General features: G+C 46.0%; 14 protein-coding genes and 1 pseudogene. 11 read left to right on the top strand and 4 right to left on the bottom strand.

The features are described from left to right. Positions 1-97 precede the first annotated feature (97 nt). Entirely contained in the window at positions 98-1588 is a 1491-nt protein-coding gene (locus tag FQV28_RS13055) for a glycine betaine uptake BCCT transporter (protein ID WP_146496935.1), read from the bottom strand. Positions 1589-1699: 111 nt separating this feature from the next. Then, the gene (locus FQV28_RS13050) at positions 1700-2257 is read right to left on the bottom strand and encodes an SLOG family protein (protein ID WP_146496934.1); all 558 of its coding nucleotides are present in this window, start codon (positions 2255-2257) and stop codon (positions 1700-1702) included. A 140-nt stretch (positions 2258-2397) separates the two neighbouring features. Here FQV28_RS13050 and FQV28_RS13045 point away from each other — a divergent pair, with 140 nt between their 5' ends. The 9 genes and pseudogenes from FQV28_RS13045 (at position 2398) to FQV28_RS13005 (ending at position 9820) form a co-directional block, all read left to right on the top strand. Further along, positions 2398-3360, top strand: coding sequence for a threonine ammonia-lyase (locus FQV28_RS13045; RefSeq protein ID WP_146496933.1), 963 nt, complete (start codon positions 2398-2400; stop codon positions 3358-3360). A 147-nt stretch (positions 3361-3507) separates the two neighbouring features. Beyond that, positions 3508-3663, top strand: coding sequence for a YfhE family protein (locus FQV28_RS13040; RefSeq protein WP_146496932.1), 156 nt, complete (start codon positions 3508-3510; stop codon positions 3661-3663). A gap of 192 nt (positions 3664-3855) precedes the next feature. Next, positions 3856-4629 (top strand): SDR family oxidoreductase, encoded by a 774-nt coding sequence (locus FQV28_RS13035; RefSeq protein ID WP_146496931.1) that lies wholly within the window; start codon positions 3856-3858, stop codon positions 4627-4629. Between the two features lie 60 nt (positions 4630-4689). Beyond that, the gene (locus FQV28_RS13030) at positions 4690-5112 is read left to right on the top strand and encodes an acyl-CoA thioesterase (RefSeq protein ID WP_146496930.1); all 423 of its coding nucleotides are present in this window, start codon (positions 4690-4692) and stop codon (positions 5110-5112) included. After that, positions 5102-6874, top strand: coding sequence for an acyl-CoA dehydrogenase family protein (locus FQV28_RS13025; protein WP_146496929.1), 1773 nt, complete (start codon positions 5102-5104; stop codon positions 6872-6874). The genes FQV28_RS13030 and FQV28_RS13025 overlap by 11 nt, the downstream gene beginning before the upstream one ends. Positions 6875-6886: 12 nt before the next feature. After that, positions 6887-7386, top strand: a pseudogene (locus FQV28_RS13020) (zinc-binding dehydrogenase). A 109-nt stretch (positions 7387-7495) separates the two neighbouring features. Then, complete coding sequence (locus FQV28_RS13015; RefSeq protein ID WP_146496928.1) at positions 7496-8413, top strand: ketopantoate reductase family protein; 918 nt, start codon at positions 7496-7498, stop codon at positions 8411-8413. Between the two features lie 49 nt (positions 8414-8462). After that, positions 8463-9446 (top strand): zinc-binding dehydrogenase, encoded by a 984-nt coding sequence (locus FQV28_RS13010; protein ID WP_146496927.1) that lies wholly within the window; start codon positions 8463-8465, stop codon positions 9444-9446. A 65-nt stretch (positions 9447-9511) separates the two neighbouring features. Beyond that, positions 9512-9820, top strand: a complete 309-nt coding sequence (locus FQV28_RS13005; RefSeq protein WP_146496926.1) for a DUF4870 domain-containing protein — start codon at positions 9512-9514, stop codon at positions 9818-9820. A gap of 235 nt (positions 9821-10055) precedes the next feature. Here the strand turns inward: FQV28_RS13005 and FQV28_RS13000 are convergent, their stop codons facing one another. Then, the gene (locus tag FQV28_RS13000; protein WP_146496925.1) at positions 10056-10496 is read right to left on the bottom strand and encodes a YtoQ family protein; all 441 of its coding nucleotides are present in this window, start codon (positions 10494-10496) and stop codon (positions 10056-10058) included. Positions 10497-10548: 52 nt separating this feature from the next. Then, positions 10549-10770: a transcriptional regulator gene (locus FQV28_RS12995; RefSeq protein WP_146496924.1), complete on the bottom strand. Its 222-nt coding sequence runs from the start codon at positions 10768-10770 to the stop codon at positions 10549-10551. A gap of 131 nt (positions 10771-10901) precedes the next feature. On the opposite strand from FQV28_RS12995, the gene FQV28_RS12990 reads away from it, so the two are divergent. Together FQV28_RS12990 and FQV28_RS12985 are read left to right on the top strand one after the other, a co-directional pair. Continuing rightward, positions 10902-12068 carry an exonuclease SbcCD subunit D gene (locus tag FQV28_RS12990; protein WP_146496923.1) on the top strand — a complete coding sequence of 389 codons (1167 nt, stop codon included), beginning with the start codon at positions 10902-10904 and terminating at the stop codon, positions 12066-12068. Continuing rightward, positions 12065-15157 carry an AAA family ATPase gene (locus tag FQV28_RS12985; protein ID WP_146496922.1) on the top strand — a complete coding sequence of 1031 codons (3093 nt, stop codon included), beginning with the start codon at positions 12065-12067 and terminating at the stop codon, positions 15155-15157. Before FQV28_RS12990 ends, FQV28_RS12985 begins: the two co-directional genes overlap by 4 nt. Positions 15158-15229: the final 72 nt, after the last annotated feature.

Genomic DNA, 15229 nt, shown 5'->3' with positions numbered 1-15229 from the left:
TCCAATTTTGGCTTTCTTTTTTCCTATACCCTGCTTAGTAAAAAGTATGTATATGATAAAACCGCCTCCCACTGGATAAGTGGAAAGCGGCTAAAAGTCATTTCTTAGGTTTTATTAATTTTAATTCAGCATTCAATGCTTTAAATAATGCAATGAGCATCAGAATTATGATGAATGAAAACGGCAAAGCAGCAACGATAATGGTGTTTTGCACGGCGGTAAGTCCACCGACGGACAGCAGAATTGCAGCCACAAGCGATTGGGCGATGCCCCATAAGATTTTAATCTGGTTGCTTGGCAATAACGAACCATTAGTCGATTGCATCCCCAACACAAAAGTAGCGGAGTCCGCAGATGTGATGAAAAACGTACTGACAAGCAAAATGGCCACTATTGCCATTAATGTACCGATCGGCATTTCACTGAACATCGCGAACAATGTCTGTTCTGTTGGAAAAGCTGTCAAATCAAAGCCGCTTTTCTGAATATCAATAGCGGTTGTACCGAAAGCGGCAAACCAAATCGAGCCGAATACCGTTGGGGCGATCACCACACCGATTAAAAACTCCCGGATTGTCCTGCCTTTGGAGACACGGGCAATGAACATGCTGACAAATGGTGCCCATGAAATCCACCAAGCCCAGTAAAAGATGGTCCAAGAGTTTAGCCAGCTGCGGTTTTCTGCATCCAGCGGAGCTGATTGGAAACTAAGGCCGATCAGGTTCTGGAAATACGCGCCGAATGTTTCGGTGAAGATATTCAAGATAAGAATGGTTGGGCCGAGAACTAAGACAAGGATCAGCAACGTGATGGCAAGCACCATATTGGTATTAGACAAATACTTGATGCCTTTGTTGAGCCCCGACCATGCGGATATGATGAAAAGGATAGTAACTACACCAATAATGGTCATTTGAGCAGCGTAACTTTGCTCAATGCCAAACAAATAAGCAAGTCCGCCATTAATTTGAGCAGCGCCGAAGCCGAGAGAAGTAGCTACGCCGAATACCGTTGCAAAAACTGCAAGCACGTCGACAAGCGTCCCTAAAGGGCCTTCCATCTTCTTGCCGAAAATCGGCTTCAATGTTGATGAAATTAATGCAGGTTGGCCTTTTCTGAATTGGAAAAAGGCGAGTGATAAAGCAACCATTCCGTACATTGCCCAAACGTGGATGCCCCAGTGGTAATAGGTGCGCTGGAGCGCCTCTTTGAAAGCAGCATCCGTTCCTGGTTCTGCAGTAGCAGGCTGGATAGCAAAATGGGAAAGTGGTTCGGAAGCGCCATAAAAAACAAGTCCGATTCCCATCCCTGCTGAAAAGAGCATGGAAATCCAAGATATGGTTGAAAACTCCGGACGATCCGCATCTTTGCCGAGCCGGATTTTTCCGTAAGGGCTAATGATGATGATGAATGTGAAAATCAATAAAAATGCCATGAGCATCAGATAATACCAGCCAAAGGCAGTATCGATAAATGATCGAATATTTCCAGTCACTTTTTCAAACAGTTCAGGAGCAATGACTCCAAATGCTACCGTTAAAATAATTAAAACAAATGTGATGTAAAAAACTTTTGAAGCTTTCTTCATAAATTCCTCCTCGTAGTGCGTTTTGCTAAAGACAATTCTTTAAGGTTACCGAAGGCAGCTAACTTAGTCAAATGTCAAAAAAATCAATCAGGCGCTTATTGGCCTGATTGATCATCCCCACTCATCCAGTTGTTCTTCTTCCGTCACGACGCGGAGGTCATCTGCAGTAATTGTCAGTACCGCATAATCCGCTTTTTCAGCATAGCGGTCCGCTTCTTGTTTGATAAATTTGGGTGAGCCGTCTGTTTCTTCATCATAGACAATCAGAATGCCATCGGAATTTCGAAGGAAAAACTTATTCTTTTCGATAAACTGCCATGGTGCTTCATAGGGTTTGTTTGTCAAACTGCGATGAAAATCTGCTTGTTCAACAATTGACCGGTACTTTTCCTGCTTGGTTTCGTTCCAATTCTTTTCTTGTTCGAGAAAAGGAGTAAGCACGGCATACTTTAAATCCGGGAATTCCTTTTTCATCTCTATTACGACTTCAGCCGCCCAGGTTTCGACACCAAGCTGACCACTCAAAATTACCCATTCAAGCCCTTCGTCAAGCAGCGAGCGCAGACGGTTTTCCAGTGCTTTTTTAATAAAGCGGACTCCAGGGTTTTTATCATCGAATATGCCTAATTCATGTTGCTTGTATCCAGTGATCACTAAACGTTTCAGCATAGCAGCCGCCCCTTTCCTGTATAAGGATAGTTTACCATGTGAAAGGGTCACTTTCTTCAACGGCAGTAGGAATATATGGTTCAAATAACGAAATTATCAGACTATTTGTGTTAAAATGGCTTCCATAAAGGAGGGAAGCTATGGTCAATCTAAATGATGTAAAAAAAGCGCAGCAGGAACTGAAAGGCATCATTCATCAAACACCGGTTTTAACTTCAGCTTTACTGGATGAAAAAAGTGGAAATCGCATTTATCTCAAATCAGAACATCTTCAAAAAACCGGCTCTTTTAAATTGCGCGGCGCTGCAAATGCGGTCATACAAGCAGTTAAGGAAGGAGCCCGTCTTGTCACGGCGGCTTCATCCGGCAACCATGGCCAGGCTGTAGCATATATAGCTGCTGAATTGGGCATTCCTGCAATTATTGTCGTTCCAGAAGACGCAAACCGCGCGAAGGTTGCAGCCATTAAAGCGTACAAGGGGGAAGTGGTGTATTGCGGTACCACATCTGCTGAGCGAATCCCGAAAGCGGTCCAGCTCGCTGGGGAAAACAATGGCTTTTATGTGCCGCCTTATGACCATCCGCACATTATCGCTGGCCAAGGCACGGTTGGGCTGGAACTGCTCGATCAAGTGCCGGAAGTGGACGCCATTGTGGTTCCCGTTGGAGGAGGCGGATTAATCGCCGGCATATTGACAGCCGTCAAAGCTGCTCAGCCGAATGTAAAGGTGATTGCTGCCGAACCGGAATTCGCTAATGATACGTACTTATCACTTAAGAACAATAGAATCACAGCGATTCAAGGGACGGCGACAATTGCAGATGGGTTGCGGACTTCACAGCCAGGTGATTTGACATTCCCGATTTTACAGAAGCATTTGGACGGAATCATTTTGGTGGCAGAAGAAGAAATCAAAGAAGCATTCCAATTTATGGCCGAGCGGACAAAGCAGCTGATTGAGCCTTCCAGTGCGGTGGCGGCCGCCGCTATACTTTCTGGCAAACTCGAGATGGCTGATAAAAATATTGCCGCAATTTTATCTGGAGGAAATGTGGACTTGCGGCAAATGGAACTGTTTTTGCCGCATCTGCCCAAGGATTGAAAAGTGGAACGAAATCTCTTGTTTAGTGTCTTGTTGAACGGGAAAACAAATTGAAACGGAGCGTGGAAAGAAAGTTGGAAAACGTGTTCCGTTAGGCATTTCTTTTGGAGAAGTAGACAACCGTACATATGAAAGGAGGCATATTACATGAGCAATAACAAAGAGCCACATGAACAACTGGCAAAAGATGAGTTGGATTTGAAGGCGGCACAAAAGGTGAACTATGCCGACGATTTTAAAAAAGCGGACCAAGCCGGAAAAGAGCAGGATGACCAAGGTGAAAAAGACGACGCAGAAAAATGAACATTAGATGGCCCTCAAGTTGCAATTGAACTTGAAGGCCATTTTTGTTTTAGAAATGGGCAAATGCCTGCTGCAAAAAAATTTGGCGTGTTGCATTCCTATTATGAAAGCGTTAACATATTGTTTAAGTATTTAGAAAATACCAACTAGTCGGTATGTAACCGGTGTCTAAGGAAACGGAGGAGGCAGACAATGAACGTAATGGATTTGTTTAGGCTAGATGGCAAAACAGCAATCGTAACAGGAGGAGGCCGCGGACTTGGCGCCCAAATTGCTGAAGGATTCGCGGAGGCAGGGGCTAACGTAGTCATTTGTTCGAGAAAGATTGAAGCGTGCCGGGAAATGAGCGATAAGCTGAAAGAAAAAGGTGTACGTTCATTGGCGCTTGCTTGTGATGTCACCAATCCGGAAGATGTGAAAAATGTGGTGCAGCAAACAATAACGGAATTTGGGGCAGTCGATATTTTAGTAAACAATTCCGGTGCCACTTGGGGAGCGCCTGTTTTGGAAATGCCGTTTGAAGCCTGGCAAAAGGTTATGGATGTCAATGTCAACGGCACGTTTTTGATGAGCCGCGAAGTAGGAGAAACAATGATTAAACAAGGCGGCGGGAAAATCATTAATATCGCTTCTGTCGCCGGTCTTGGGGGAATTGATCCCCGTTTCATGGACACCATCGGCTACAACACCAGCAAAGGCGCGGTCATTACGTTCACGAAAGATCTCGCTGCGAAATGGGGCCAGTATAATATTAACGTCAATGCGCTGGCTCCTGGATTTTTCCCTACAAAAATGTCGGAAGTGTTGATTGAAAGAGGCGGCCGGCAACTTCTGGAACACACGCCGCTTAAGCGGTTCGGAACAGATGAAGATTTAAAAGGCGCAGCTTTATTCTTGGCCTCAAAAGCGTCGGATTATATCACCGGAGATGTGGTCATTGTAGACGGCGGCATGCACGCAATATAAGGGGAATCGGCATGGAGAAACAGAGCCCTTCCCACGGCAACCAGGAAGGAGAGGGAAGAAATGGCCCATGAAACAACTATAAAAGTGCGTTTTAGTGAAACTGATGCACTTGGACATATCAGCAATATCAGCTACTTTATCTATTTGGAAGAAGCACGTACCGACTTTTTCGAGAAAATTGGCCTAGGCACAAACATTGCTGATTGGAAAATTATCCTTATATCAGCTAAATGCGATTTTGTCCGCCAAGGGTATTTTAATCAAAGCTTAAAGGTTATTACGGGAATCAGTAGGATTGGGAATTCAAGTTTTATGATGGTGCATCGAATTATGGACGAAAAGACGGGCGAATTGATTGCCAAAGGGGAAGCGGGGGCTGTCTACTTCAATTTTGAGAAACAAAAAGGCGAAAGATTGCCTGCCGAGTTAAAGGGCGAACTGGAAAACCATTTAACAAAGGAGGCGGGACAGCATGGAACGTAAAACGTTCACTTATAGCGGAGCAAGTTTTCTCTATAGTTCAACAAAGGCGGAAAGCATTTTTACTCCAGAAGATTTTACCGATGAACACCAGCTGATCGCCAAAACAGCAAAGCGTTTTCTGGAAAGCGAAATACGGCCGAATAACGAGGCCATCGAACAGCAGGATTTTCAATTGGTCAAAATGCTGTTAAAAAAAGCGGGTGATTTAGGCCTCTTAGGACACAGCATTCCCGAAACTTATGGGGGTCTCGGCTTGGACAAGGTCAGCAAAGGCTTGGTCGGTGAATCACTCGGTTCAGCCGGGGGCTATGGCGTCGCCCAGTCCAACCATACGTGCATTGCGACATTGCCAATAACATATTTTGGCACAGCCGCCCAAAAAGAAAAGTATTTGCCGAAAATGGTATCAGGCGACTGGATCGGCGCTTATTGCCTGACCGAGCCAGGAGCGGGATCGGACGCTTTATCTGTTAAAACGACGGCAAGGCTTAATGAAGCCGGGACCCATTACATATTGAACGGGACTAAGATGTTTATCACCAATGCCGCTTTTTCAGATACTTTTATTGTCTACGCTAAAGTGAATGGCACCGATTTTACCGCCTTTATCGTGGAAAAAGACTGTCCCGGTTTATCGCTCGGCGTGGAAGAGCAGAAAATGGGCATTAAAGGCTCTTCGACACGGACAGTCAGTTTTGAGGATTGCGAAGTACCGGCGCAAAACTTGCTTGGTGAAATTGGCAAAGGCCATGTTATTGCGCTCAACGTATTGAACCTTGGCCGCTATAATCTTGGTTCGGCCTGCATGGGCGCCGCAAAATATGGTCTGGAACTGGCATTGAAATATGTGAAAGAGCGCCGGCAGTTCGGCAAATCAATTGCTGATTTTACAGCGACCCAAGAAAAAATCGCCGATATGGCATTGCGGATCTATGCGGCTGAATCGCTTCAATACCGGACAGCCGGCTATTTGGAAGAAGCGCTTGGCGACTTATACGAATCGGAAGACCACGGACTAATCGCCAAGCGGATGATGGAATACGCAACAGAATGTGCTGCATGCAAAGTGTACGGTTCTGAAACGTTGGATTTTATTGCCGATGAAGCATTGCAATTGCACGGCGGATACGGCTATATCAAAGAATATAAAATTGAGCAGATGTACCGGGATTCCCGCATCAACCGGATTTTTGAAGGGACAAATGAAGTGAACCGTTTATTGATTCCGGGTAATTTTCTGAAGCAAGCTGCTAAAGGGATTATTCCGTTTGAGCGCTTAGTGGGTCAGGCGCTGGCTGAGATGCGCTTGCCGAAAGTGGAAGCAATCGGTTCGATTTCCCGGGAAATAGAAGCAGTACACGCCATCCGCCGGGTTTTCCTGCTTACAGCCGGCATGGCATCAGAGATTTTTGGGGAAGCTCTGGGGGAAGAACAAGAAACACTCATGAAGCTGGCTGATATCGGTATCACTTTGTTTGCAGCGGAATCGACTGTCTTGCGGACGGCAAAAGCGCTTCACAAAGGCGAGGAGAAAGAACAAGCGGTAAAAGTGGCGTTGACAAAAGCGTTTGTTGACGATGCGCTATTGACAGTTGAAATGATTTCCCGAAAATTGATACAAGGCATCGCTTCAGGAAAACAACTGCATGAAGCAAGTTTGGCGGTAATTGGAGAACTTAGCCGCATGCAACGAGAAGGCGGCCATCAAACAAAGCGGTATATCGCAAGGCGAATGCTTGAAGCTGAACAGTATGTGGTTTAAGGAGGAGAAGCGGTGAAAGCTATCAAGTTCGAAGAATATGGCGGTCCGGAAGTGCTGAAGCTTTTGGATATTGATAAACCGGAACCGGCAGAAAATGAAGTTCTTATCGAAGTGAAGGCCAATATGTCGTACCCACCGAACTGCCCTATGTGCCGGGTTCTGAAGTGGCGGGGGTAGGTGTCGGGGTAGGCAGCAACGTAAAAAAATTCAAGGTCGGCATGCGGGCAATGGCGCTTATCGAAGCAGGCGGCTATGCGGAATATGCAGCAATCGATGAAGCAACTTTGACGGCGCTTCCTGATGGTGTCCCTTTTGAACACACGGTAGCTCTGCCCCAGATTATGCGCAAACCGGAGCTGTTCCAGCAAAGTTTCGAAGAATTGCTGGGTTATATGAATAGCGGACAACTAAAACTGACAATCGGCGGAGTGTTTTCGCTGGCAGAAGCGGAAAGCGTGCATCGCTTGCTGCAAGGCAGAGAAGCCATTGGAAAACTAATATTGAAACCGTAAAAGCTCCTTGCAAGCTAAGGGGCTTTTTTATAAGAGCAGAATTGTGGCGCAATTTAAAAACTTGCTCCACAATGAAGATTAACCCAGGCAATGAAAAGGAGAAAAGTTGATGAAAATTCTTATTGTAGGTGCTGGTGCAATCGGCGGTTATTTTGGCGGCCGGTTGCTTGAAAAAGGTGAAAATGTTACTTTCTTGGTGCGTGAAAAACGTAAAGCACAGCTTGAAGAAACCGGATTGAGGACTACGAGTGTCAACGGGGACAGCCATTTGACTCCAAAATTAATAACAGCGGAAAATGCTGGCGAATCTTTTGATGTGGTGGTTGTTTCCACAAAATCTTATCAGCTTTCAGGGGCGATTGAAGACATGCGTCCATTTGTCGGAAAAGAGACGATGATCTTGCCTTTATTAAATGGCATTGCCCATATCGATACTTTAATAGACGCGTTTGGCGATAGAGCGGTTATTGGTGGCTTATGCTTTATTGAATCGACGCTTGATGAAAGCGGGGCAATCATCCAGACGAGTCCCATCAACCAACTTGTTTACGGAGAACGGACGGGAGAAAAGACCGAACGGATCATGAAACTGCAAAAAGCATTTGAAGGCACAAAAGCTGATATTGTTTTCAGTGAAAATATCAATCAGGATATGTGGCATAAGTATTTATTCATCACTGCGATGTCAGGGATTACGACCGTAATGGAGTCGCCGATCGGCCCGATTCGTGAACTGGAGACGGGGCGGCGGACAATTGCCGCTTTCATCGAAGAACTTGCGGCCATTATGTTTAAAATAGGCGCGCCGATCAAAGAAGCCATTGCACAAGAACAAATAGAAAAAATCAATCTAATGGCAGCTGGCATGAAATCTTCAATGCAGCGGGACGTGGAAAAGTCATTGCCGATTGAAGCGGATCATCTGCAAGGGTATTTACTAAAAAAAGCTAACGACCACAAGGTGGCTGTTCCGATTCTTGAAACGATCTACACAAAGTTGATGCTTTATGAGAATACATACATTTAAATCTTGAAATAAGCAGGAATCTAAAACGAAAAAGGAGAGGATGTCAAAGGTGAAAGCATTTGTAATCGAATCTGGAGAATTGAAGCTTAAAGATATGGAAGAACCGAAAGCGGGCGCTGGCGAAGTTGTCGTTTCTCTTCGGACAGCAGGGTTAAACCGCCGGGATCTAGGATTAGTAAGGCGCCATGGCAATCATCCGGAAGCGCTGATCATCGGATCAGACGGTGCTGGCATTGTTGAATCGGTTGGTGAAGGAGTCTCGGACGTTTCTGTGGGAGATGAAGTGATTGTAAATCCTGCTTTGCGCTGGTATGACAACAGTGATGCCCCGCCGGAAGAGTTTGATATTCTTGGTATGCCTGACCACGGAACATTCGCTGAGAAGGTTGTGGTAGCAGCTGAGCAAGTTGAGCCGAAGCCGGGCTACTTGTCATGGGAAGAAGCAGGCTCTTTGGCGCTGGCTGCGTTGACGGGCTATCGCGCTTTGTTTACAAAAGGAGAAGTTAAAAAAGGGGACACCGTGTTTATTCCCGGAGCAGGCGGCGGTGTGGCCACTTACCTGATCCAATTTGCTAAAAATGCGGGCGCAAAAGTCATTGTGACATCACGAAGTGAAGAAAAACTGGCACATGCGAAACGGTTAGGGGCTGACATTGCCATCGATACGGCAAGCGACTGGAAAACAGAACTGTCCGGAGAAACCATTGACCTCGTCATTGACAGCGTAGGGCGTGCAACCTTTAACCGTTCGCTTGAAGTATTGAAAAAAGGCGGGCGCATCGTTATTTTCGGCGCAACAACCGAAGACAACGTCGATTTCAACCTTCGCCAATTTTTCTATGGCCAGTACCAGCTGTTTGGATCGACGATGGGCAGCAGGGAAGAACTGCGTGACATGCTTGCGCATATCGAACAGCATGGGACGCATTCGCTTGTCGATAAAGTCTTTCCGTTAGAAGACGCCCAAGCGGCATTCGACCGTTTATCGGAAGGGAGCCAATTCGGGAAAGTTGTTTTGCGGATTAGTGAATAAAAAGCGGAACTTTTCAACTGGTCGCTCGTATAACAGGTATTAGAAAATGACTGGAGATGAAACTTATGCAAAATACCGGATTAAAAGTCCTTGTCCACGCCAGTGCCTTTTTTGCTCCATTTCTAGTACCGTTTATCGTCTTTCTCATTACGGACGATAAGGAAGTAAAGAAATTGTCTATTCAAGCCTTGCTGTTCCAGTTGGTCATGGGTGTTCTGATTTTCATTTCGACGCTGCTAATGTTTGTCATCATCGGTTTCCCTATGTTAATTATCTTCGGAATTATGACAGTTGTCGTGCCAATCCTGGGCATCATCAGAGCATTGAACGGCGAGCGCTTCGACTACCCATTTGTCGGAAGCTGGTACCAATAAAAAAAACGTCCATTAGGGCGTTTTTTTTATTGGGCTGTCGAGAAACTCTTGTTGCTCTTTTCACATTGCGCTCCAAGCGGACGCTTTCCGCGGGGTGCGGCCTAAGCCTCCTCGCTCGCCCGCGGCAAGCGCAGCTGATTGGCGAACTATCGGTTATGGGATGATTGCTCATACAACGTTAACTTTCTCAACAAGCTGAAAAAAACACGGCCATCTCTGCAATGGCCGTGTTTTGTCATTCGAAAATATACGATAATGCTTTGAGGGCTTGGTCGACGGTTGCGACGGTAGCGCTCGCTTTTCGGGACAGCTCTTTTAACGGATGGTGCAGGTTTTCAGGTCGAATGATGATCAGCGGTTTGCCGGCTGCAATCGCGGAACTGGCATCCATGGCGGTATTCCACTGTTTATACTGCTCACCAAAAAAAGCGATGACGAGATCCGCTTTATGGATCAAAACCCCGGTCCGCAGATTGTTGAAACTGGAGGCAGTCATGTCTTTGGCTAACGCGTCGGTCTGTTTGCCCAGAATTTCTTCACCGATGTTATCTGAACGCTCATGATTTTCCATCGGTCCGACAAAATCAACGGGCAGCCTTAATGCCAATGCTTTTTTCTTAAGTTCCTCGCGCCACGCGCTATGAATTTCTCCGGCCAGGTAAACTGTCAATCTCATGCTAATCCCTCCAACAGCCATTTCTTTCAGTTTAACATATTTGGAAGCCGGATTAGATGATCAGGCGTTCTTTTTGCGTTACCGGAATCAATGAAAGCACATTCTCTACTTTAAACGTGCGTTTTTTGTTCCGCAGAAAGCAATAAGCCTGGAACGTGTCGCCGCTCACTTTCAATATTTTAATCCGTCGCTTGCTGATGGAACCATCGTTCGCCATGTACATCATGTCAATGAGTTGTTGGTGTTTAAAGGCTTTGAGAATTTGTGCTTTCATGATTTTCACTCCCTCGAATAGAACGTTTGTTCTTATTATAACCCAATTATTTAAAGGAAACAAGCGAACGGATTTCGTGTATAATGGAACGAACATATATTCTTTTTAACTGTGGAAAGGAGCAAGAAACCATGAAATTTTTCCATACTGCCGATTGGCATTTAGGCAAGCTGATTCAAGGTGTTTACATGACAGAAGAGCAACGCTTTGTCTTGAACCAACTGATCGCTGCCATAGAAGAAGAACAACCTGACGCGGTAGTCATTGCAGGAGATTTATACGACCGGGCGGTGCCGCCGACTGATGCAGTCAATTTGCTTGATGAAATATTGGCCAAAATTGTCCTGGAGTTAAACACGCCGGTGCTTGCCGTAGCAGGTAACCACGACAGCCCAGGCCGTTTGAATTTTGCCAGCCGCATCATGAAGATGAACGGCATCCATATCGCTGGGCATGTCCACAAAGAACATGAGCCGGTCATCTTGAAGGATGAACACGGGGAAGTCCATTTTCACCTGGTCCCGTACACCGATCCTTCGCTAGTTAAATATGCCTTTGATGATCCGGAAATCCGTTCGCATAATGATGCCATGAAGGCAATCACAGAAAATATCAAACAATCGCTTGATCCTAGCGCCCGTCACGTTCTCGTCGGACATGCATTTGTTACGCCGCACGGTGAACAGGAAGATAATACGAGCGATTCTGAGCGCCCGCTGGCTATTGGCGGGGCGGAACATGTTTCGGCGCATCATTTTGACGGCTTTCATTACACTGCACTCGGGCATTTGCACAAAGCCCATTATGTACTGAATGACACCATTCGTTATGCGGGATCACCGCTGAAATACTCGATTTCTGAAGAAAAGCACCAAAAAGGATTTCATGTGGTGGAACTGAATGCCAGCGGCGAAGTGACAGTCGAGAAACGTTTGTTTGCGCCAAACCGTGATATGCGGACGGTTGAAGGCACAATGGAAGAAATTTTGAAGCATGAGCTCAATGAAGATTTTGTATTTGTCAAACTGTTGGACGATGCGCCGATTTTGTATCCGATGGAAAAAGTGCGTTCGGTGTATCCTAATGCCATGCATGTGGAACGGAAAAACTTCAGTGGAACGGCTGGGCAAAGCGGAACCGGCGCCCGCAGGAAAATGGATTCACTGTCGCTGTTCAAAGCATTTTACGAAGAAGTGAAAGGCGAGGCGGCTTCAAAAGAGACAGAGGCAATTTTCAAAGACGTATTGGAAGAGTTTTTAAGTAAAGAAAGCGATAAGAAAGAAGGGGTGAGCGTATGAGGCCCCTAAAATTAAAACTGACCGCGTTTGGACCATATAAACAAACAGAAGTGATTGATTTTGCAGATTTGCAAGGCAATCAGTTGTTTGTCATCTCAGGGAGCACCGGTTCAGGAAAGACAACGATTTTTGACGGCATTTGTTTTGCGCTTTATGGATCGGCAAGCGGTTCAGACCGCAGTGAATCACGGATTTTGCGGAGTGACTTCGCCGATGATGGAACGCATACGTGTGTTGAAATGGAATTCGAGATACATAATAAGGTATACCGGATTTTGCGCCAAATGGGCCATGTGAAAAAAGGCAATAAAGGCGCGACTGGCGAACGCTATGAGTTTTTCGAGAAATGTGAAGATGGCGAAAAACCATGCGTCGAACGGCAAATCGTTTCGGAAATCAACCGCCGAGTAGAAGAAATCATCGGCTTGTCCCAAAATCAGTTCAGCCAAATCGTCATGTTGCCGCAAGGCGAATTCCGCAAGCTGTTGACTTCGGAAACCGATAACAAAGAAGAAATTTTACGCAAAATTTTCAAAACCGAACCTTATAAAATGATTAGTGAACGGCTGAAGCAAAAGAAAGACGCAGCGGCAAAAGCGTTTCAATTGGAAGAGCAGGTTTTGGCAAGCCACATCCGAAGCATTGCATCCTCACTTCCTGAGCGGGATTCGGCGATTTTTGAGCTGCTTTCGCGCGACCATTACAATGTTCACCAAGTGATGGCAGCCCTTGGGCAAGAAGCGGAATTTTATGAAGAAAAGATTGTTTCGGATGAGACGGTGTACCAAAGTGCTTATAAACGGCATGCAGAAAAACAGCAGATTTTCCATGAAGCGAAACAGTGGAATGACCGTTTTGACGAGTTGGCGCAAAAAAGAGAACGGCTGGAGCGGATGACAGCTGAACTTCCGGCTTTTGAAGAAAAAGAACGGCGTTTGCAACATGCGGAACGCGCAAGTTTAATCGAAGGGCTGGAAAACTTTTTTAGAGAACTGCAAGCAAGTGAAGCTGAGAAAATGGGGCTATTAAAAGCGGCCCAAGAAAATGCACAGACCGCTCTTGATCAATGGAGCGCGGCAGAGGCGGAATTTGTGGTGCAAGAAAAACGCCAAAGTGAGCGGGAGCAGCTTCATAAAAAGGTCATCGAATTGCAAAGCAAACTTCCGGCTGTGGAAGAATTGGACGGGAAAAGAGCGGAACTCAAGCGACTTGAAGCGCTGGCAAAACAAGCGGCGGCAGAGGCGAAATCTGCTGAAGAAACTTGGCAAACTGAAAAGCAGGTCCGCGAGAAGATAGCCCTACAAGCGGCAGAGCTGGAGCAAAAAGTTGAGGCGTTTGATGCGAAAAATGCAAACTTGGCGGAAGTGAAAGACAAATGCCGAATAGCGGCAGCATTCCTTACTGCAAAAAGCAGCTGGACAAAGCAGGAGAAGGAAAGCCGGGCATTGGAAGCGGCGCATCTGCAAGCTGCGGCCCACTATGCGGAGCTTGAAGCGAGCTGGTTTGCTGATCAAGCAAAAGTGCTGGCGGAGCAATTGCATGAAGGCGAAGCGTGCCCGGTATGCGGAAGTTTAGAACATCCCAATAAAATCAAACACACGCATGAATCGATGGTTTCGAAGGAGCAGCTCGATTTGGAGAAGTCCAAACTCGACAAAGTGGACAGCCGATTCCGCGATGCATCAGCCCGATTAAATGCATTGGCTGAACAGTTGGACGATAAGAAATCGGAAGCGCTTAGCTTTGGATTAAAACCGGAATTGGTGGAAGAAGCCTATCCGGGTCTGGAAACGGAACGAAAAGAGCTGGATGCGGAAGTCGGGGAGTTGCAAAAAGACAAGCAAAAGCTGCGCGCTCTAAAAGAAACCCTTGGACAATCGACGCAACAAGTGGAACAATTTGAACGGCTTAGAGAAGATGCGGCAGCGGCCATGCAAAAACAACGGGCAGTGTTTGAGACAGCGACAGCTGTTTTTGAGCAGCAGTTGTTGTCCATTCCAGAGGAGATCCGGGTTCTTGCCGTTTTGGAAAAGCATATTCAACAAGCTTTGGCCGAAAAAGACCGGCTTGAAAAACTATGGGCACAAGCGCAGGAGCGTTTCCAAGCGGCGAAAGAAACAAAAGCTTCTACAGTTGTAGCACTCGAACATGCCGAAAATACAGCCGAAGAAGTAAAAAATAAAAAAGAACAGGCCGGCCAACAGTTTTTCGCTGCACTTCAAAAGTCGGCGTTTGAAGCGGAATCGGCTTATCATCAAGCAAAACTGACAGAATCAGAGCAAATGGCGTTGAAAAAAGAAATCGAAGTTTATAAGCAGAACCGCCATACATTGGTTGAACAAGTGAAGGAATTGGAAATTTTGCTCGTAGGGCGCGAAAAAACAAATTCGGCCGATCTCGAAGCCGAGCTTGCTGAATTGAAACGCATTTACGAACAAGCTTTTGCTCAATTGAATCACTCTAGAGAGTTTGAAAAAACAGCGGTGGCTTTGATCGGCAAGATTGCCCAAGCAACTGAACTAGCAGCACAGGCAGAACAGGAAATGAGCCGGGTTGCTGATTTGCATGATATGATCCGCGGCCAGAACCCGCAAAAAATTTCATTTGAACGATACTTGCAAATTGAATACTTGGAACAAATCATTCACTCCGCCAATGAACGTCTGAGAGAATTGTCGAATGGCCAATTTTACTTGATCCGCAGCGACCGCCAGGAAGCACGGGGCAAACAAAGCGGACTGGGGCTTGATGTCTATGATTCGTACACAGGACAGACGCGCGACGTCAAAACTTTGTCGGGCGGAGAGAAGTTTAATGCTTCATTATGCCTTGCGCTTGGCATGGCGGATGTTATCCAAAGCTTTCAAGGCAGTGTATCGATAGACACCATGTTCATCGACGAAGGATTTGGCTCGCTTGATGAAGAATCGCTGAACAAATCGATTGAAACCTTGATCGATTTGCAGAAGTCTGGCCGGATGATCGGGGTCATCTCCCACGTTCAAGAATTGAAATCAGCTATCCCGGCAATTTTAGAAGTGAAAAAATCGAAAGAAGGCTACAGCCAGACTCGTTTTTTGCTTAAGTAAAGAGTTGTGCCAGTTATTTATCCATTCGTCAGTGTTTAATTCCTTCCTGAATAGTGAATGACAAAACTAACA

Source organism: Planomicrobium sp. CPCC 101079, assembly GCF_007859275.1.
GTDB lineage: Bacteria > Bacillota > Bacilli > Bacillales_A > Planococcaceae > Planococcus.
This window is presented reverse-complemented; position numbering and strand designations above follow the sequence as displayed.

Coding starts and splice junctions, on each gene's coding strand:
- FQV28_RS13055 (WP_146496935.1), bottom strand. CDS start 1,588: ATGAAGAAAGCTTCAAAAGTTTTTTACATCACATTTGTTTTAATTATT.
- FQV28_RS13050 (WP_146496934.1), bottom strand. CDS start 2,257: ATGCTGAAACGTTTAGTGATCACTGGATACAAGCAACATGAATTAGGC.
- FQV28_RS13045 (WP_146496933.1), top strand. CDS start 2,398: ATGGTCAATCTAAATGATGTAAAAAAAGCGCAGCAGGAACTGAAAGGC.
- FQV28_RS13040 (WP_146496932.1), top strand. CDS start 3,508: ATGAGCAATAACAAAGAGCCACATGAACAACTGGCAAAAGATGAGTTG.
- FQV28_RS13035 (WP_146496931.1), top strand. CDS start 3,856: ATGAACGTAATGGATTTGTTTAGGCTAGATGGCAAAACAGCAATCGTA.
- FQV28_RS13030 (WP_146496930.1), top strand. CDS start 4,690: ATGGCCCATGAAACAACTATAAAAGTGCGTTTTAGTGAAACTGATGCA.
- FQV28_RS13025 (WP_146496929.1), top strand. CDS start 5,102: ATGGAACGTAAAACGTTCACTTATAGCGGAGCAAGTTTTCTCTATAGT.
- FQV28_RS13015 (WP_146496928.1), top strand. CDS start 7,496: ATGAAAATTCTTATTGTAGGTGCTGGTGCAATCGGCGGTTATTTTGGC.
- FQV28_RS13005 (WP_146496926.1), top strand. CDS start 9,512: ATGCAAAATACCGGATTAAAAGTCCTTGTCCACGCCAGTGCCTTTTTT.
- FQV28_RS13000 (WP_146496925.1), bottom strand. CDS start 10,496: ATGAGATTGACAGTTTACCTGGCCGGAGAAATTCATAGCGCGTGGCGC.
- FQV28_RS12995 (WP_146496924.1), bottom strand. CDS start 10,770: ATGAAAGCACAAATTCTCAAAGCCTTTAAACACCAACAACTCATTGAC.
- FQV28_RS12990 (WP_146496923.1), top strand. CDS start 10,902: ATGAAATTTTTCCATACTGCCGATTGGCATTTAGGCAAGCTGATTCAA.
- FQV28_RS12985 (WP_146496922.1), top strand. CDS start 12,065: ATGAGGCCCCTAAAATTAAAACTGACCGCGTTTGGACCATATAAACAA.